17 protein-coding genes and 1 tRNA gene are annotated in these 17,332 nt (G+C 65.8%); 12 read left to right on the top strand and 6 right to left on the bottom strand.

Going from position 1 to position 17,332, the window contains the following annotated elements; genetic code table 11:
- Positions 1–24: 24 nt before the first annotated feature.
- On the bottom strand, positions 25–1,065 hold the full coding sequence (gene mgrA, locus HK108_RS05650; protein ID WP_139468011.1) for an L-glyceraldehyde 3-phosphate reductase: 1,041 nt from the start codon (positions 1,063–1,065) through the stop codon (positions 25–27).
- Positions 1,066–1,105: 40 nt separating this feature from the next.
- Positions 1,106–1,768 carry a 4a-hydroxytetrahydrobiopterin dehydratase gene (locus HK108_RS05645; protein WP_139468012.1) on the bottom strand — a complete coding sequence of 221 codons (663 nt, stop codon included), beginning with the start codon at positions 1,766–1,768 and terminating at the stop codon, positions 1,106–1,108.
- Between the two features lie 95 nt (positions 1,769–1,863).
- Here HK108_RS05645 and HK108_RS05640 point away from each other — a divergent pair, with 95 nt between their 5' ends.
- The 6 genes from HK108_RS05640 to HK108_RS05615 all read left to right on the top strand — a co-directional run bounded on the left by HK108_RS05640 (position 1,864) and on the right by HK108_RS05615 (position 9,264).
- Positions 1,864–3,249 carry a GntP family permease gene (locus HK108_RS05640; RefSeq protein WP_229663965.1) on the top strand — a complete coding sequence of 462 codons (1,386 nt, stop codon included), beginning with the start codon at positions 1,864–1,866 and terminating at the stop codon, positions 3,247–3,249.
- A gap of 271 nt (positions 3,250–3,520) precedes the next feature.
- Positions 3,521–4,297 (top strand): GntR family transcriptional regulator, encoded by a 777-nt coding sequence (locus HK108_RS05635; RefSeq protein ID WP_139468014.1) that lies wholly within the window; start codon positions 3,521–3,523, stop codon positions 4,295–4,297.
- The gene (locus HK108_RS05630; protein ID WP_139468015.1) at positions 4,294–5,517 is read left to right on the top strand and encodes an anhydro-N-acetylmuramic acid kinase; all 1,224 of its coding nucleotides are present in this window, start codon (positions 4,294–4,296) and stop codon (positions 5,515–5,517) included. The genes HK108_RS05635 and HK108_RS05630 overlap by 4 nt, the downstream gene beginning before the upstream one ends.
- Before the next feature lie 116 nt (positions 5,518–5,633).
- Positions 5,634–7,142 (top strand): sodium:solute symporter, encoded by a 1,509-nt coding sequence (locus tag HK108_RS05625; RefSeq protein WP_139468016.1) that lies wholly within the window; start codon positions 5,634–5,636, stop codon positions 7,140–7,142.
- Complete coding sequence (murQ, locus tag HK108_RS05620) at positions 7,139–8,188, top strand: N-acetylmuramic acid 6-phosphate etherase (protein ID WP_139468017.1); 1,050 nt, start codon at positions 7,139–7,141, stop codon at positions 8,186–8,188. The genes HK108_RS05625 and murQ overlap by 4 nt, the downstream gene beginning before the upstream one ends.
- Positions 8,185–9,264 (top strand): N-acetylglucosamine kinase, encoded by a 1,080-nt coding sequence (locus tag HK108_RS05615; protein WP_139468018.1) that lies wholly within the window; start codon positions 8,185–8,187, stop codon positions 9,262–9,264. Before murQ ends, HK108_RS05615 begins: the two co-directional genes overlap by 4 nt.
- A 7-nt stretch (positions 9,265–9,271) precedes the next feature.
- Here HK108_RS05615 and HK108_RS05610 read toward each other — a convergent pair whose 3' ends face one another.
- The gene (locus HK108_RS05610; protein WP_219922212.1) at positions 9,272–9,778 is read right to left on the bottom strand and encodes a GNAT family N-acetyltransferase; all 507 of its coding nucleotides are present in this window, start codon (positions 9,776–9,778) and stop codon (positions 9,272–9,274) included.
- Between the two features lie 312 nt (positions 9,779–10,090).
- On the opposite strand from HK108_RS05610, the gene HK108_RS05605 reads away from it, so the two are divergent.
- From HK108_RS05605 to HK108_RS05590, 4 genes are all read left to right on the top strand, one after another.
- Positions 10,091–11,698 carry a glycosyltransferase family protein gene (locus tag HK108_RS05605; RefSeq protein WP_180345562.1) on the top strand — a complete coding sequence of 536 codons (1,608 nt, stop codon included), beginning with the start codon at positions 10,091–10,093 and terminating at the stop codon, positions 11,696–11,698.
- A gap of 239 nt (positions 11,699–11,937) precedes the next feature.
- Positions 11,938–13,329, top strand: coding sequence for an FAD-dependent oxidoreductase (locus HK108_RS05600; RefSeq protein WP_181270790.1), 1,392 nt, complete (start codon positions 11,938–11,940; stop codon positions 13,327–13,329).
- Entirely contained in the window at positions 13,326–13,895 is a 570-nt protein-coding gene (locus HK108_RS05595) for a GNAT family N-acetyltransferase (protein WP_181270789.1), read from the top strand. The genes HK108_RS05600 and HK108_RS05595 overlap by 4 nt, the downstream gene beginning before the upstream one ends.
- A gap of 10 nt (positions 13,896–13,905) precedes the next feature.
- A complete protein-coding gene (locus HK108_RS05590; protein ID WP_139468021.1) occupies positions 13,906–14,157 on the top strand; it encodes a PspC domain-containing protein in 252 nt (83 codons plus the stop codon).
- A gap of 14 nt (positions 14,158–14,171) precedes the next feature.
- On the opposite strand, the gene HK108_RS05585 is transcribed toward HK108_RS05590, so the two are convergent.
- Complete coding sequence (locus HK108_RS05585; RefSeq protein WP_219922211.1) at positions 14,172–15,173, bottom strand: aldo/keto reductase; 1,002 nt, start codon at positions 15,171–15,173, stop codon at positions 14,172–14,174.
- Between the two features lie 101 nt (positions 15,174–15,274).
- Here HK108_RS05585 and HK108_RS05580 point away from each other — a divergent pair, with 101 nt between their 5' ends.
- Positions 15,275–16,114 (top strand): helix-turn-helix transcriptional regulator, encoded by an 840-nt coding sequence (locus HK108_RS05580; protein WP_181270788.1) that lies wholly within the window; start codon positions 15,275–15,277, stop codon positions 16,112–16,114.
- A gap of 60 nt (positions 16,115–16,174) precedes the next feature.
- The gene (locus HK108_RS05575) at positions 16,175–16,387 is read left to right on the top strand and encodes a hypothetical protein (protein ID WP_181270787.1); all 213 of its coding nucleotides are present in this window, start codon (positions 16,175–16,177) and stop codon (positions 16,385–16,387) included.
- A gap of 20 nt (positions 16,388–16,407) precedes the next feature.
- On the opposite strand, the gene HK108_RS05570 is transcribed toward HK108_RS05575, so the two are convergent.
- Together HK108_RS05570 and HK108_RS05565 are read right to left on the bottom strand one after the other, a co-directional pair.
- Positions 16,408–16,887 carry an RDD family protein gene (locus HK108_RS05570; protein WP_181270786.1) on the bottom strand — a complete coding sequence of 160 codons (480 nt, stop codon included), beginning with the start codon at positions 16,885–16,887 and terminating at the stop codon, positions 16,408–16,410.
- 230 nt (positions 16,888–17,117) lie between these two features.
- A tRNA-Lys gene (locus HK108_RS05565) sits at positions 17,118–17,190 on the bottom strand.
- Between the last annotated feature and the right edge of the window lie 142 nt (positions 17,191–17,332).

Genomic DNA, 17,332 nt, shown 5'->3' with positions numbered 1-17,332 from the left:
GAGCCTTGCGGAGGGCCGCTGACTTCACTCGGCAGTGCTGCGTCGCGCGTCTCCCCAGATATCGACACCGGAATCGATGGCGAATTCGTCGATTGCCGTGAGCTCTTCGTCGCTCAACGGTGCCGCGTCGAGAGCCGCGACATTGTGCTCGAGCTGTTCGACACGGCTGGCCCCGATGACCAGCGAGGACACTCGGCCATCCCGCAGTGCCCAGGACAGGGCGAGCTGTGCCAACGACTGACCGCGAGCGGCCGCGATGTCGTTGAGCCCGCGGATCCGGGCGAGGTTGTCGGCGCTTAGGAACCCGTCCTTGAACGATGGCTTCGCCTTGCCCGCTCGCGAATCTTCGGGCACTCCGTCGAGGTACTTGTCCGTGAGCAGGCCCTGCGCCAGCGGGGAGAAGCAGATGACACCGAGCCCTTCGTCAGCGGTTGTGTCGAGGAGCTCATCATCTTCGATCCACCGGTTGATCATCGAGTACGAAGGCTGGTGGATGAGCAGGGGAGTGCCGAGATCGCGGGCGATCTGCGAGGCCCGGGCCGTATCGGCGGCGGAGTATGAGGAGATCCCGGCGTAGAGCGCGCGACCGGAGCGCACGGCGGTGTCGAGTGCGCCGATGGTCTCCTCGAGAGGCGTCGAAGCATCGGGACGATGGGAGTAGAAGATGTCGACATAGTCGAGGCCGAGTCGGCGCAGTGACGCATCGAGGCTGGCCAGAAGGTATTTGCGGCTGCCGCCGGGACCTCCATATGGGCCGGGATGCATGTTCCAACCGGCCTTCGTCGAGATGATGAGCTCATCGCGGTAGGGGCGGAGGTCTTCGCGCAGCAACCGGCCGAAATTCGTCTCCGCCGAGCCCGGGGGAGGACCGTAGTTGTTCGCCAGGTCGAAGTGCGTGATGCCCATGTCGAAGGCGCGACGGACGATATCGCGCTGGTTCTGGAAGGCGACATCGTCGCCGAAGTTGTGCCACAGCCCCAGTGACAACGCAGGCAGGACGAGCCCGGATCGACCGACGGGGCGAAAGGTCATCGAGTTGTAGCGGTTCTCGGCGGCTAGGTACACACGGACTCCCTGAACTGGGTGGAAGAGGTCGTATCCCAGCCTACGGGCGAGCGGCCAGCGTGCACACGCAGGCGCGATTGCCGTCGGCGTCGGCGAGGACGGTGAATGACGGCGCCTGAGACTCGTCGACGATCGTGCCTCCGGCGTCGACCGCGGCCCTGATCCGCTCCGGCGCGACCGCCGCCGGCACGGAGACGTCGACATGCAGACGCTGGTGCGGAACCTCGTGTTCTTCGCAGTCCTGGAACCACAGCAGCGGCATCTGTCCGGCAGGATCGACGACATCGGGTCCGGAGACGTTGCTCGCATCCCCGGTCAGGAGCGCCGCCCAGAACGGAGCGATGGCGTCCTGATTTGCGGTATCGAGGCCGAGCTCGAGCAGTGCCGGGATGGTCGGGTCCGCCTTCACCCCCGCCGAGGCGGCCGCCTCGCTGATCTGTCCCGCGAGGTTGAGGTCGCGTTCGGTCACGGCACCGGTGTCGTGGCTGGTCAGGCGGATGTCGACGTGGGGGAAAGTGAGCGTGACATCGGGATGGTGGCCGGCCGCCTCGGCGAGGGACCCGATCTCGGCCACGAGATCGAGCCCGGTGGCGAAGTCGCCGGTGAGGAACCGGGCGCCGATGCAGTCCGGCAGCCCCTGCCAGTCGCCGAGCCCTTGGGAGTCGAGTGCGTCGAGCAGCTTCTGTCCGGTATATGCAGTCATGGCTTCATGCTAGGGACTTCTCCCTCCCACGTGAACCCCTCGCGTGCGAACCCCTCGTTCCCGGATCCAGCAGGCAGGGGCGTAACGTTGCCCCAGTGATTGGCTCAACCGCATACCTCGTGACGCTTCTCTTCGCGTCGATCGCGCTTCTCATCCTCCTCATCAACTGGAAGACGAAGCTGCATCCGTTCCTCGCTCTCCTCATCACCTCCGCCGTGACGGCACTGGCCGCCGGTGAGGAGATCGCCAAGATTCCGGAGACGATCGCCGCCGGAGCCGGCGATACCCTCGGCGAGACCGGTGTCGTCGTCGCCCTCGGAGCGATGCTCGGACGGCTTCTGGCCGACAGCGGCGCCATCCAACGGATCGCGAACCTCGTCATCGAGCACTCCTCGCCGAAGGCCGCTCCGTGGATCATGACGGGTGTCGCCTTCATCATCGGCATCCCGATGTTCTTCGAGGTCGGCCTCGTCGTCCTCATCCCGGTCATCTACGCGGTCGCCTCGCAGCTGGAGAAGAAGACCGGGCAGAAGAAGCTGTGGTACCTGCGCATCCTCGTTCCCGCGATCGCCGCGCTCGCCTGCCTCCACGGCATGGTTCCGCCCCATCCGGGTCCGCTCATCGCCGTGTCCGGACTCGACGCGAACGTCGGAATGACCATCGGCCTCGGCCTGGTCTGTGCGATTCCCACTGTCATCCTCGCCGGCCCGGTCTACGCCCGCTGGATCGCCCCACGGGTCAAACTCGAACCGACCGCTGACCTCATCGACCAGTACACCGGAGCCCGCGCCGAGGTGGACCAGAAGGAACTGCGAACGATTCCGGTCTGGCTCGCCTTCGTCACCGTCCTCGTCCCCGTCGTGCTCATGCTCGTGCACACCGTCGTTCAGCTCGTGGCGCCGGAGTCCTCGTTCGAACCCATCGCCGAGGTGATCGGCAACCCGATCATCGCCATGCTGGCCGGAGTCGTCTTCGCCGCCATCGCACTCGGATGGACCTCGGGAATGGGCGGTGAGCGGATCCGCAGTTCCTTCGGCGACAGCCTCAAGTCGATTGCCGGAGTCATCCTCATCATCGGCGGCGGTGGTGCCTTCAACGAGGTGCTCAAGGACTCGGGCATCGGCGACGCCGTCGTCGGCGCGACCTCTCATCTGGAGATGAACCTCATCCTGCTCGGCTGGTTCATCGGCATCCTGCTGTCGTTCGCCACCGGATCGGCGACCGTCGGAATCACCTCGGCCACCGGCATCGTCGCCCCTCTCATCGGTGATCACTCGGGGGCATACGTGTCTCTGGTCGTCATTGCGATCGGCTCGGGATCGATCGGTCTGAACTGGGTCAACCATGCGGGATTCTGGTTCGTCAAGGAGAGCTTCGGCATGACGATCGGTCAGGCGACGAAGACTCACATGATGGTCCAGACCCTGGTCAGCGTCTTCGGGCTGATCTTCGCCTTCCTGCTCTCACTGCTCTTCGTCTGACGGGTCTCCGCTCGCCCGGTCTCAGCCCGCCCGGCCTCCGCCTGCCCGGCCTCTGACCGCCCGCCCGGTCTCCGCCGTTCAAGCCGGGGCGCAGATATGTCGTGGTCGACGACGCCATATTCGCGGCCCCGCTTGATCGAGGGAAGGGAGCGCTTGAAAGTGAGCGAGCGCTTGATCGACGGCACGAGTGAAACGCCGACCGAGGGTCCAGCCATCACAAAATAGACCAGTGGTCTTGATTTCGCAGTGTGTCCTGTGCCTCAATGGTGGTGTGACGAAATTCCATGCCATCCGTGACCAGCTCCTCGACCGTCTCGAGGACATGGCCGCCGGTGAGCAGTTCCCTCCGGAACGGCAGCTCGCCGAGACGCTCGGCATCTCGCGGATGACCCTGCGCCGCGCCATCGACGAACTCGTCGCCAAGGGCATGGTCCGCAGGCGGCACGGCACGGGTGTCTTCGCACTCGGGCCGAAACTCGACCAACCGCTGGCCGCGAGCTCCTTCACCGAGGATATGCTCGCCCGCGGAATGCGTCCCGGGTCTCATATCCTCAGCTTCGACGTCGCCGAGGCGGGCGCGCACATCGCTCGTCGACTCCATATTGCCGAAGACGACGACGTCATCGCGATCCTGCGTCTGCGCCTGGCCGATGACGAACCGATCGCTCTCGAAGAACTCCACGTCCCCTCGGCTCTCGTCCCGGGGCTGAGTCCAGGTGACCTCGAGGACCAGTCCTTCTACGATCTGCTGCGCCGGAACTTCGGCATCCGCCTCAACCACAGTGTGCAGACGATCGAGCCCACCCTCCTCGACGCCGGCGAAGCTCAACACCTCGGCGTCGAAGAACTCTCACCCGCCCTGCTGTTCGAACGCATATCCCGCGGTGCCGATGACTGCCCCTTCGAGTTCGTCCGCTCCGTCTACCGAGGCGACCGTTACAAGGTCCGCACCGAACTCACCGTCCCCGCTCCGGCCGCATCCGAGGCCGCCCCCACCGGCACCGCTCCCTCCACCGTCACCGACCACACAGGAGGAGTGCAGCCATGATCATCGCCGGACTCATGACCGGAACCTCCGCCGACGGCCTCGACCTCGTCATCGCCGAGTTCCGACCCGACCCCATCAGCGACACGGAACCCACCCCCAGCTTCGACCTCGTCGGCGCCGACCCCACCACCCTGACCGTGCGGATCCTCGCCGAACGCGAAACCCCGTTCGATGACCGGCTCTCCGCCGACATCCTTCGCCTTCTCGAACCGGCAGATCTGCCGTTGTCACTGGTCAGCAGCGTCGACGCCCGGCTCGGCCGATTCTGCGCCGACGCCCTGTCCGAACTCTGCGCCGACCACGACCTGACCCCTGACCTCGTCGTCTCCCACGGACAGACCGTCCGCCACGACATCACCGACGGGCAGGTCACTTCGACCCTCCAGCTGGGACAGCCGGCCTTCATCGCAGAACGACTCGGTGCGCCCGTGATCTCCGATGTCCGCTCCCGCGATGTCGCCGCAGGGGGACAGGGTGCCCCGCTCGTCGGGCTGCTCGACTCCCTCCTGCTCTCCGACGCCGAGGCGCCGACCGCGGTGCTCAACCTCGGCGGAATCGCGAACATCACCGTCATCGAACCAGGCCACGATCCCATCGCTTTCGACACCGGCCCGGCCAACGCCCTCATCGACATCCTCGCCCGCCGCATCACCGACGGTCGGCAGAGCTACGACAGCGACGGCGCGCTCGGAGCAGCCGGCACCGTCGACGAGGACCTGCTCACCGAGCTCCTCACCGAACCCTTCTACGCACGGCCCGCCCCGAAATCGACGGGCAAGGAACTCTTCCACGCCGCCTACCTCGACTCATACCTCGAACCCCACCCCCACCTCGGCGAGCATGATCAGATCGCCACGGTCACCGCGCTGACCGCGCGCACCATCGCCGAGGCGGCCCGCCGTCACGACGTCACCACCGTCATCGCCTCGGGAGGTGGGACGAGGAATCCGGAGCTGATGCGCCGCCTCGGCGAGGAACTGGGCGAGGGCATCGTCCTCACGAGCACGGATGAGGCCTTCGGGCTGCCGGAAGGCAGCAAGGAAGCGCTGCTCATGGCGCTCCTCGGGTGGCTGAGCTGGCACGGACTCGACGGCACTCAGCCCAGTCTGACCGGGGCGATCGGACCGCGCATCGCGGGTCGATTCACTCCCGGTGACGGACCGCTCCGTCTGCCCGAACCCCTCCACCGACGACCCACCCGGCTGAGACTGAGTGACTGAGACTGGCCGACTGAACCGCGGCCGCCACCGGCATCGCCCGCCCGGCCACACAAACGAACGCACCTCCTGACCACCGATCAACCGACACACTCCACACCCCCAACAAGGAGAGACCAATGCAGATCATCGACCTCCTGGTGATCATCGCCTATCTCGTCGCAACGGCGTGGCTGGGACTGGCACTGAGCGGCAAGCAGAGCAGCCTCAAGGGCTACTTCCTCGGCGGGCGCGACCTGCCGTGGTGGGCCGTCTGCCTGTCCGTCGTCGCCACCGAGACGAGCGCGCTCACCGTCATCGGCATCCCCGTCATGAGCTACCTCGGCGACCTCAACTACCTGCAGCTCGGACTCGGCTACATCCTCGGCCGCGTCATCGTCGCCTACTTCATGCTGCCGCGCTACTACGACGGTGAGATGATCACCGCGTACGCCTACCTGGGCAAACGTTTCGGCCAGTCGACGCAGACCACGGCCGGCGTGACCTTCCTCTTCACCCGACTGCTCGCCGACGGCATCCGCGTGCTCGCCGCGGCCATCCCGCTCAAGGTCATCCTCGACGGGCTCGGCATCCACACGAACTACTTCGTCATCATCGTCGTCCTCTCGCTTGTGACGATCGTGTACACGTTCATCGGCGGCATCAAGGCCGTCGTCTGGGTCGATGTCGCGCAGATGATCCTCTACGTCCTCGGCGGGATTCTCGCGATCATCATCATCTCCGCATCGATCGGCGGCGGATGGCTCGCCGAGGCGGTCGAGGCCGGAAAGACGAACATCTTCGTCTTCGAGGGCAACCCGATCTCTGCGGACACCTCGTTCATCCCGTCGGTGCTCGGCGGCGCCGTGTTCGCGATGGCCTCCCACGGTTCCGATCAGCTCATCGTTCAGCGCCTGCTGTCGTGCCGGTCGAAGCTCGAGGCACAGAAGGCCCTCATCACCTCCGGATTCGTCGTGGTCGTCCAGTTCGCGATCTTCCTCGCCGTCGGCCTGGCTCTCTGGGCGTACTACGATCACGCGCTGCCTGCCGACCTCGGGCTGACCCGCGACGACGAGATCTTCCCGCTGTTCATCATCGAGGGCCTGCCCACGGGAATCTCCGGACTGCTGCTGGCCGGCATCCTCGCCGCCGCGATGTCGACGCTGTCGTCGTCGCTGTCGGCCCTGTCGTCCTCGACGGTCAACGACGTCTACGCGAAGCTCAAGCGCACCCCGATGACCGACGAACAGGGATTCAGGGTCGGCCGCTGGGCGACGATCGGCTGGGGGATCGCGTTCATCCTGCCGGCCACGGTCTTCGAATCCGACTCCGGCAACATCGTCATCCTGGCTCTCGGCATCGCCGGTATCACGTACGGCGGTCTGCTTGGCGCGTTCGTCTTCGGCATCGTCAACAAGCGGGCTAGGGCCGTCGACGCGAACATCGCCTTCGCCCTGGCCGTGGCCGTCAACGCGTTCTTCTTCGTCATGGAGAAGTACGTCACCGGCGAAGTGTGGGTGGCGTGGCAGTGGTACCCGCTGCTCGGCGTCATCGTCACCTTCATCGTCGGCGGCCTGCTGGGTCTGCGCCACAAGACCACAGTCGAAGAGCCCACCATCGCCGAGGCGGAAGGAAGCCCCCGTCCATGACCTCCTCCCAGCCGGGCTCAGCCCGCCCGACCTCGCCGACGTCGGAACCGAACCCGCCGACGTCTGAAACGGCACCGCCGGCCGGCCGGCCGCTGTCGCCGACCGAGCAGCGCAATCCGGCTAGCTCCGGCCTCGACGACCTCGACACCCTCGGGGTGCTCAAGGTCCTCAACGCCGAAGACCACGCCGTCATCGACGCGGTGGCCGCAGCCCTGCCGCAGCTGGCCGAACTCGTCGACATTGCCGCTGACCGCATGCGCCGAGGCGGCCGCGTCCACTACTTCGGCGCAGGCACCTCGGGGAGGCTGGGCGTCCTCGATGCGAGCGAGCTCCTGCCGACGTTCAACCTCGAACCGGGCCGGGTCATCGGGCATATCGCCGGTGGTCAGGCGGCATTGGTCAATGCGGTGGAGAACGCCGAGGACTCCGGGGCCGACGGAACCGCGGCCGGTGCCGAGCTCGGACCCGACGATGTGGCCATCGGCATCGCCGCGAGCGGGTCGACCCCGTACGTCGGCGGGGCGCTCGACGCGGCGCGGGCCAACGGCGCCCACGCTGTGCTCATCTCGAACAACCCGTACGCCTCTCTGGCGGAGAAAGCCGATGACCACATCGTGCTCGACACCGGCCCCGAAGTGATCACCGGATCGACTAGGCTCAAGGCCGGCACCGCCCAGAAGCTCACCCTCAACGGGTTCTCGACCGCGCTCATGGTCGCTCTCGGCCGGACCTGGGACAACCTCATGGTCTCCGTCGTCGCGACGAACGCGAAGCTGCGCGAGCGCACTGTGCGCATCCTCCGCGAGGCCGCTGACCTGGGAGACGCCGACGCGCGGGCTCTGCTCGAGAGCTGCGATGGCGATCTCAAGACCGCTATCGTCGTCTCCTTCACCGAGGCGGCCCCCGCCCTGGCCGCGTCGACTCTGGAGTCCCATGATGGTTCGGTCAGGGCCGCGATCGCCGAGCTTGTCGGGACGAAGAAACCGGTCGGCTCGGACGACGGTACGGACTCGGAAGGTTCCGGCCCGGGTACCGTGGGCGCATGACCCTGATCCTCGGCATCGACATCGGCGGCACCGGCAGCCGAGCCGCGCTCGGTGACGTTGGCGATGCAACTGACCATCGTGGCAATGCCGTTAGCAGACCGGGCATCGCTGACGGCGGGGGCTTCGTCCCACGCATCATCGACCAACTCACCGGCCCGCGGATCGAGATCGGGCCGAGCGGCAGCAACGTCCTTCACGTCGTCCGCGAACTAGTGAGAACGGCCGCGGAGACCTGGCCCGAACGTTTCCCCGAGGTCAGCAGCATCGGAATCGGTGCGACCGGCATCGCCTCCCTCGCTGAGGATCCGTCCGACGTTCTCGCCGAGATCTCCGGCGAGGTCGGGGTGCCCGCAGTCGCCGCGATCGATGCCGTGACCGCCCACCTCGGTGCTCTCGGTGGGGCCGGTGGGGCGATCAGTGTGCTCGGCACCGGGGCGATCGCCATCGCCCATCCGGGTCCGGACGCTGACGGCAAATGGACAGCAGACTGGTCACGAGCCGATGGCTGGGGACACCTCTTCGGCGATCGCGGGGGAGGAGCGTGGCTGGGACGTCATGGTCTCGAACTCGCTTTGCGCACTCAAGACGGAATCGACGAACACGGCCGTGCTTTGCTCGAGGCAGCCACCCGACGCTTCGGCCCACCCGCCTCGTGGCCGGCACAGTTCTATACCCGCAGCGACCGGGCCGGACTCCTCGCCGAAATCGCCGTTGACGTCGCTGATTGTGCCCGGGCCGGCGACACAGCATCTGCCGACCTGCTCCGTGAAGCTGGTCAGGAAGCGGCCCGCAGCGCGCTCGCCGCAGCTCGTTCCGTGCGAACTGACACTGACTCGTCAACGGTAGCCACCGAGGCCTTTCCCACTTCCAACTCCGCGACCCGCATCGCTCTCACCGGGGGAGTCGCGGCCGCCGGCGATCACCTCGTCGAGGGATTCCGCGCCGAAGCCGCACGACTGGATCCGACCATCACCATCGTCGAGCCCGCAGGCGGACCATTGGATGGGGCACTCATGCTCGGTCACCTCGGTGCCGGTGGGACACTGGGCGCACAGGACAAGGTCCTCTGGACCTGATTGGGCGTCAGTCGCCCCTGGCCTGCCGCACCATCCGCACCTCGCGCACCCCGTCGTACTCGTCGGTCTTGACCGTGCCGTCGGGGACGAACCCGTTCTTCGAATAGAACGCCTGCGCGCGGGGATTCGGATCCGCCACCCATAGCGCCGTCGTCACGGACGGATCGACGACGGCGTCGAAGAGATCCTGGCCGACGCCCGTGCCGTGCATGGCTCGATAGGCGTAGAGAACGTAGAGATGCCGGTCTTCGACGCTTCCGTCGGTTTCCGGCGGTCCGCACATTGCAATGCCGACGATCCGGCCATCGGATTCGGCGACGGCGCAGGTGTACTTCGACGGAGCAGCCTCGTCGAGGATCTGCGTCCACATCTGTCGGCGTCGATCGACGAGGTCCGGAGCATCGAGGAGTTCGTCGGGCATGATCCCGCGGTAGGTCTCACTCCAGGTGTCGACGTGGACGCGCGCCATTCCGGCGACGTCGGCAATGACTGCGGGGCGGACTGCAAATGTCATGAAGCGACTCTACCCCCGAGTGCCGATCATTCTCCTGGCCAACGACCATTCACAGCACATGCTGGAGCCCCGGTCGTCGGCACGAAATATTCACCTGACCTGCATCTGCCGACAAACAGCTGTCCAGCCGGGGCACCCAGGATCGAGAGAGTGAGAGCGAACCGCGAACCAGTCACCTCCGTCGAATCGCCAACCTCGGGCCACCCACTTCCTCAACCGCTCCGGCCGTCACCACCCGGTCCTCGGAGCTCCGGCAGGGGAGCCTTCTCGTTCGAGCCGACGGCACCACCGCCCTCCGGCCTCGAGCTGCCGATGGGCCCGCGTACCCGGCTGTACCGATTCTTCGAAGCCCTGCCGGCGGCGATCAGCTTCACCGCGGTCGGGCTCGTGTTCGTCCTCCCGTTCGTCGACGCGATGCTCGGAGCGGTCTATGTGCTCTCGATCGTCGGGCTGATGTTCGTCCGGGCGATGCTCGGGGCGATCGACGTCGCCCGCGGGTTCCTTCGCTACCGACGCAGCGCTCGCGTCGACTGGGCGGCACGCCTGACCGACCTCGAGCGGGCCCTGGACGGTCGCCCTTCCCTGGCGCATCCTCGGGGTGGATTCCGTGCTGCCGACCACGCCGCCCTCGTCGCGAAAGTCAGCGCCGATCCGACCTCGATCATGCGTCCATCGACCCTGCGCCACGCGGTCGTCGTGGCCGCGTACAACGAGCCCTACCCAGTCATCGCCGACACCATCCGCACCCTGCTGCACACCTCGACGAAGCCCGAACAGCTCCTCGTCTTCTTCGCTCATGAGGAACGCGGCGGCCCCGCAATGGCCGAGACAGCTCGGCGGCTCGAAGCCGAGTACGGCCACCGCTTCGGGGCCTTCGTCCTCGTCGAACATCCGGCCGGATTGCCCGACGAGATCGCCGGCAAGGGAGCGAACATCACGTACGCCGGATACCACCTGGCCGAATGGGTCCGTGACGAGGCCATCGACCCACGCCTGGTGATCGTCACGAGCCTCGACTGCGACAACATCCCGCACGAGTCCTACTTCGACTGTGTCGCCTACGAATATGCGACCGCGCCGGACCGGGAGCGTCTGTCGTTCCAGCCGATCAGTCTCTACATCACGAACATCTGGGACGTGCCCGCACCATCGCGAGTAGTCGCCAGCGCGAACTGCTTCTGGAATCTCACGACCACTGTCCGCAGGCTCGCACTGCGCAACTTCGCCTCCCACGCGCAGCCGCTGACCGCTCTGGTCGACATGGGCTTCTGGTCGAAGCGGACCATCGTCGAGGACGGTCACCAGTACTGGCGCAGCTGGTTCCACTTCGACGGGGACTACCGGGTCGTACCCATCCACGTCCCGATCTTCCAGGACGCTGTGCAGGCAGGAACGTTCAAGGCCACGATGGTCGCCCAGTTCAAACAGCTCAGCCGCTGGTCGTACGGTGCCTCCGACGTGCCCTATGTCGGAGTGCGCGTCTTCGCCCCAGGAGCCCGCGTACCGTTCTGGCCGGGAGTGCTCCGGTTCTTCTCCCTGCTCGAAGGGCACGTCAGTCTCGCCTCGATCTCGATCATCATCGCCATCGGCGGGTGGATCCCCTTCGTCGTGGCCACGCAGACGGGGCAGGCATCCTCGTTGGTCGAGCGCATGCCGATGACCGTGGGCATCATTCAGCAGATCGGCATGATCGGACTCATCGTCTCCATCATCGTGTTCAACGCGCTGCTGCCCCCTCGGCCGATCCACGTCCCGCGCGAACGCCGCGTGACGATGTGGCTGCAGTGGCTGCTCTATCCGCTCACGCTGCTCGTATTCAATTCCTCGACCGCGCTGTACTCGCAGTGGTGCCTGCTCACCGGCCGCTACCGCGAACGCTTCGACGTCACCGAGAAGATGGCCGGCGGACGCTCCAACTGACCAGGTGCCGGCAAATCAACTGGTTCAAAGTGTGAGTGCCCGGATTTCAGGCTCCTCTCCTGCACTTTGAACCAGTTGTCACCTCCGTCGCCGAGGCGGTCGGTCGGCTGGCCGGAGCGCATACCCTATTTCCGTCGCCCGGTGCGAGGTCTACGCTGGGAACTGAGCCCCAGCGTTCACAGAGTCAACGGTGCCGCCGGTTCCCGGAGCCGCGGTGCCGTCGAGCCGAGGAGAGTGTCATGGCCGACACCGACACCCCACACACTGCCCGCACCGACACCGACACCCCACACACTGCCCGCACCGACACCGAGCATTTCGACTGCATCATCGGCGGAGGCGGGCCTGCTGGAATCGTGGCCGGCCTGCTGCTCGCCCGTGGCGGAGTGAAGGTCGTGGTGCTCGAGAAGCACGAGGATTTCTTCCGCGACTTCCGCGGTGACACCATCCACCCGTCCACTCTGCGACTGCTCGACGAACTCGGCCTTTACCACGAGTTCGCCCGCATTGCTCATCGCCGCGTAGAAGGAGTGACCCTGACCGGGCGAGGCGGCCAGGACATTCTGCTCGCCGATTTCACGCGGCTCAACCTGCCCCATCCGTTCATGACGATCGCGCCCCAGTGGGACTTCCTCAACCTGCTCGCAAAAGCGGGCGAGAACGACTCGAACTTCGACCTGCGGATGGGCGTCGAGGCCGCCTCGTTGATCTGGGACGGAGACCGTGTGGTCGGTCTCCGTGCCCGGAATTCGACCGTCGCCGAGGCGGCCCCACAGTCCGAAGATACCGACGTTCCCCACGGGAAACGTGCTGAACCCGCCACCGACGTTCCCACCCCGGCCACCCTCGAACTCCGCGCACCACTTGTCATCGCCGCCGACGGCAGATGGTCGAAGGCGCGCGCCGAGGCAGGGTTGTCCGTGAGGGAACTGCCGTCGACGATCGATGTGTGGTGGTTCCGCATCGACACCGAGGCGGTGCTGCCCGATTCCGTGGCCCCACGAGGTGGGAACGGAAAGGTCTTCGTCGCCATTCCGCGCGACGGGCACGTGCAGATCGCCCGCCTCATCCCGAAAGGCGCGGACGCGCGATTGCGCGCCGAGGGAATCGATGAGTTGCGTGATGCCGTCGCGGAGACCTATCCGCAACTCGCCGCGGACGTCGGCCGGATCGACTTCGATGACGTGAAGCTTCTCGACGTCCGCCGCAATGAGGCCGAGCAGTGGTTCGTCGACGGCCTGCTGTGCATCGGCGATTCCGCACACGCGATGAGTCCGCTCGGCGGGGTCGGAGTCAACCTCGCGGTGCAGGACGGAATCGCCGTCGCCCGGATTCTCGCCGAGCCGCTGCGTGCCGGGTCGGTGGGGACCGCCGAGCTGCGGCGACTGCAGCTGAGACGACTCCCGACCACTCGTGCCGTCGAACTCCTGCAGGCGGGCATCCATCGGATGGTCGAACCCGCCGTTCACGGGCACCGGCCCATCCGCCCGCCGGCGCCGTTGGAATGGCTGCTGAGGACCTTCCCCGCACTCACCCGCATCCCGGCGCGCATCCTCGGCGTCGGCGTCACTGCCGAACACGCCCCGGATTTCGCACGACGCGAGGAACCGGCATTCGAAGGAGCACGATGAGCCAGATCCTCCAACTGCGACCCTTGAATCCCGCCGATGAAACGGTGATGAGGGACTTCCATGAGCAGCTGCGGGCCGACGACTTCGCATTCCTCCAAGCCGAGGGCACGTGGGACGACATCATCGCCACCCACGAGCGCGAGGCTCGGGGAATCGATCTCCCGCAGGGCCGAGTACGCGCGGAATTCCTCGTTGCCGAGGTGGACGGGCGACCCGTGGGTCGCACCTCCATCCGATACAAACTCAACGACTTCCTGTTCGATCTCGGCGGGCACGTCGGATATGCGGTCGCCCCGGAATTCCGTCGCCGAGGATACGCCCAGCAGATCCTGTCCCGCTCGGTCGAACGTCTGCGATCGGCCGGAGTCGAGAGCGTGCTCGTCACGTGCGATGACACGAACATCGCCTCGGCAAGTGTGATCGAACGGTGCGGGGGAGTCCTCGAGGACGTGCGCGAAAACAGTGACGGACCGCCGAAGCGGCGTTATTGGATCGGCGCGGATTCCGGTTTTCCTCAATCGGCCTCGACGGTCAGCACTAGTGCCGCGGTGACGGCAGATCCGTAGAGTCGAAGACATGAACTCACTATTCGACTCCATCCGCAGAATCGGTTTCCGTCGCGGTCCCGACCGCATCCTCGGCGGTATTGCCGGGGGCCTCGCCGAGGTGACCGGCATCAACGTCTGGATCATGCGGCTCATCGTCCTCGCCTCGTTCCTCCTCCCCGTACTCGGAATCGGCGCTTACCTCGTCGCGTGGATCCTCACTCCGTGGCAGGACAATTCGATCCCGCTGCAGCAGGTCTTCGGCGGTCGCTCGATCGAGTGACACGCCTGAGCTGATCAGCGTTCGCTGTCCAGCTGCGCCATAAGCGCACTCGGGTAGCGATCGCCACGTACCTCGGTTCTGGAGAGGACCTCGTCGATCTCTGCGAGATCAACTGAACTCAGCTCCACCTCGGTGCTGCTCAGTGTCGCTCGTACCTGCTGGACGGTGCGCGAACCGACGACGGGGACGATGTCCTCACCCTGTGCTGCGACCCAGGCGATCGCCAGCTGGGGCAGCGTGATCCCCTTCGCCGAGGCGACCGAACCCAATGCCGATATGATCGTTTCGTTGTGTTCGAGGTTCTCCCCTTGGAAGCGGGGGAACATCGCTCGATTCCCGCCGGTCTTGCCCGCGAACAGTCCCTTCGCCAGCGCCCCGTAAGCAGTGATGCCGATTCCGAGCTCGCGGCAGGCGGCCAGGATCCCATTGGACTCGATGGAACGGGTGAGCAGTGAGTACTCGATCTGCAGGTCGCTGATCGGAGCGACCGTTGCCGCCCTGCGGATCGAATCCGCACTGACCTCGCTCAATCCGATCGACCGGACGTACCCGGCCTCGACGAGTTCGGCGATAGCCCCCACGGTCTCTTCGATAGGGATATTCGGGTCAAGGCGTGCCGGCCGGTAGACGTCGACATGATCTGCGCCGAGACGTCGCAGCGAGTAGGCAAGGGAGTTTCGGATTGCATCGGGGCGCGAGTCGAAGCCGATGAAAGATCCGTCAGGTGAGAGCACTGCCCCGAACTTGACCGAGAGGATGACGTCGTCACGGCTGCGCTGGCTCAGCGCACGGCCGATGAGCATCTCGTTGTGGCCTGCTCCGTAGAAATCGCCGGTGTCGATGAGGGTGCCTCCGGCGTCGAGGTAGGTGTGGATGGCGGCGATTCCCTCAGCGTCAGAGGTCGGGCCGTAGGCACCGGACATACTCATTGCGCCGAGGCCGGGCGATGTGGCGATGGGTCCTGCGGTGCCCAGTCGGCGATGGTCGATGGTCTGCGAGTTGTTTTCAATAGTCATGTCAATGAGCCTGCTCGCATTGAGCGCCGGTGAGAATGCTCTGTCGATCCAGGGACAAGTTGTCCCTGGCTACTGTCGGGCAGCAGGCAGATAATGGGGCGATGACTGATCGTTCGGGCCTCGCCGATTTCCTCCGCCGTCGCCGCGAGAGCCTGCGACCCGAAGACGTCGGTGTGGGCACCACGGTTCGCCGGCGCACGCCGGGACTCAGACGTGAGGAAGTGGCGATGCTCGCGGGCGTCTCCGTCGACTACTACTCCCGCCTCGAACAGGGCAGAGGAGCGACGCCGTCGGCCGGAGTCGTCAGCGCCGTCGCCCGTGCGCTGCAGTGCGACCGGGACCAGCGCGATCACCTGCTGCATCTCGCAGGACACCCGGTCCCGCCGCGCAGTTCGGACGGGCATATCCGGCCCGGGCTCATCGCCGTGGCGAATCGGCTCGTCGATGTGCCGGCCGTCATTGTCACCGACCTCGGCGAGGTCGTCTGGCGGAACCCGATAGGTCGTGCTCTGTTCGGCGATCTGCCGGAGGAGCCGGGACGTGAGAGGAATCTGATCTGGAAGTGGTTCGAGGACCCGGAGTCACGGCCGATGCCCGAAGAGGACTGGGACAGGATCTCGGCGACACATGTGAGCGATCTGCGGGCGACATACGCCAAGCGGTCGGGTGACCGGCGCGTGCGGGAGTTCATCGCCGACCTCATCGACATCAGCGAGGAGTTCGCCGGACTGTGGGAGCGGCACGACGTCGCGGTTCGCCATTCCGACATCAAAGCGATCGCCCACAAGGACGTCGGTCGACTCGATTTCCGGTGCGAAGTGCTTCTCACTCCCGACGATGACATCTCGCTGCTTGTCTTCTTGCCTCTCGAAGGCACCGAGACAGCGGGTCGTTTGGAGCTGCTCGGCGTCGTCGGGACACAGACTCTGGCCTCGGGGTGAGGTGCGGACCGAGTCAGCACTCGCGGGGAGCACTGCCGACCGATGCGCAAGAATGAAGGCATGAGCGAAAGCGAGCCCTCCGCACCGGCTAACCGCTACCCGGCCGCCGACGAGTGGCAGGCGGTCGACAGGTACTTCACTGACACTCTCGTCGGTGAAGACGACGCGCTCATCGCCGCACGCAGGTCAGGTGCTGCGACGTCAATGCCCAATGCCGAGGTCGCTGCCAACCAAGGAGCGTTCCGCGGACTCATCATCGCGCGACGACGGTGATCCGTACCCGAGAGCCGGATCTACCAGACTTGTGGAGCCCTGCGGTAATAGACGTCGATCGGATCCAGGTCCAGCGTCGGTGCGTCGAAGATCGTCCAGATGAGGAGAACGACCGTGATCGGGAAGAACGCGATCGCCAGATAGCGCGTCGTGCCCCTCCAGAATCCGACGCGTCTGCCGCTGTGCTTGAGCGTGACGACTCCGCACAGCGCCTGGCCGGGGGAGACGGTGCAGCCGTAGAGGGCTCCGAACACCAGTGCCATCAATGGATAGCTGGCGAGAGCAACTCCAGTAGCAGCATCGAGCGAGATGACTTTGATCCCGGCGAGGGCAATGGCGACACCGACGACCGTACCGGTGCAGAAGAGGACGAAGATCGCGTCGAGGACCCTCGCCCACCAGCGCCGAACCAATGGTGCCGGGGTCAGCGGACTGCGGTTGCGCCAAGGACCAGGGCCGTTGACGGCAAGCCCAGCTTGGGCGCGGTAGTTCGAACTCATTGTGCGTATCCTTCTCGCTGCTGACCGGTCGATGACTCCGACTCTATGCGGTTGCCGGCCCGCAGGGGGTGTTCGTCAGGCAACATCCTGTGCCAGTTCCGGTACAACCCTTCTCGACCGTCCGCGGTCGGTGGGAGAACTGAATCGTCTGCTGAAAATCTGCTGAAAATGATGCACCCCCGAAGCTCGCAGCTTCGGGGGTGCCATGTATCATGCCTGGTCAGGCTAGGTGGGCCCCGTGGGGATCGAACCCACGACCCGCGGATTAAAAGTCCGCTGCTCTACCAACTGAGCTAGAGGCCCCGCCCCATCACAAGCGCAGTACACAGGCCTGCTGACGCATGATGGAGACGAACCAATAGTAGAGGTTCGCGCCCGAATTACTCAAACCAGGAACCGCCGTCGGGAGGGAGTCCGTCGACTTCCTCCCGACGAAGCTCCGCGG

It is taken from the genome of Brevibacterium sediminis (assembly GCF_013623905.1).
GTDB lineage: Bacteria > Actinomycetota > Actinomycetes > Actinomycetales > Brevibacteriaceae > Brevibacterium > Brevibacterium sediminis.
This window is presented reverse-complemented; position numbering and strand designations above follow the sequence as displayed.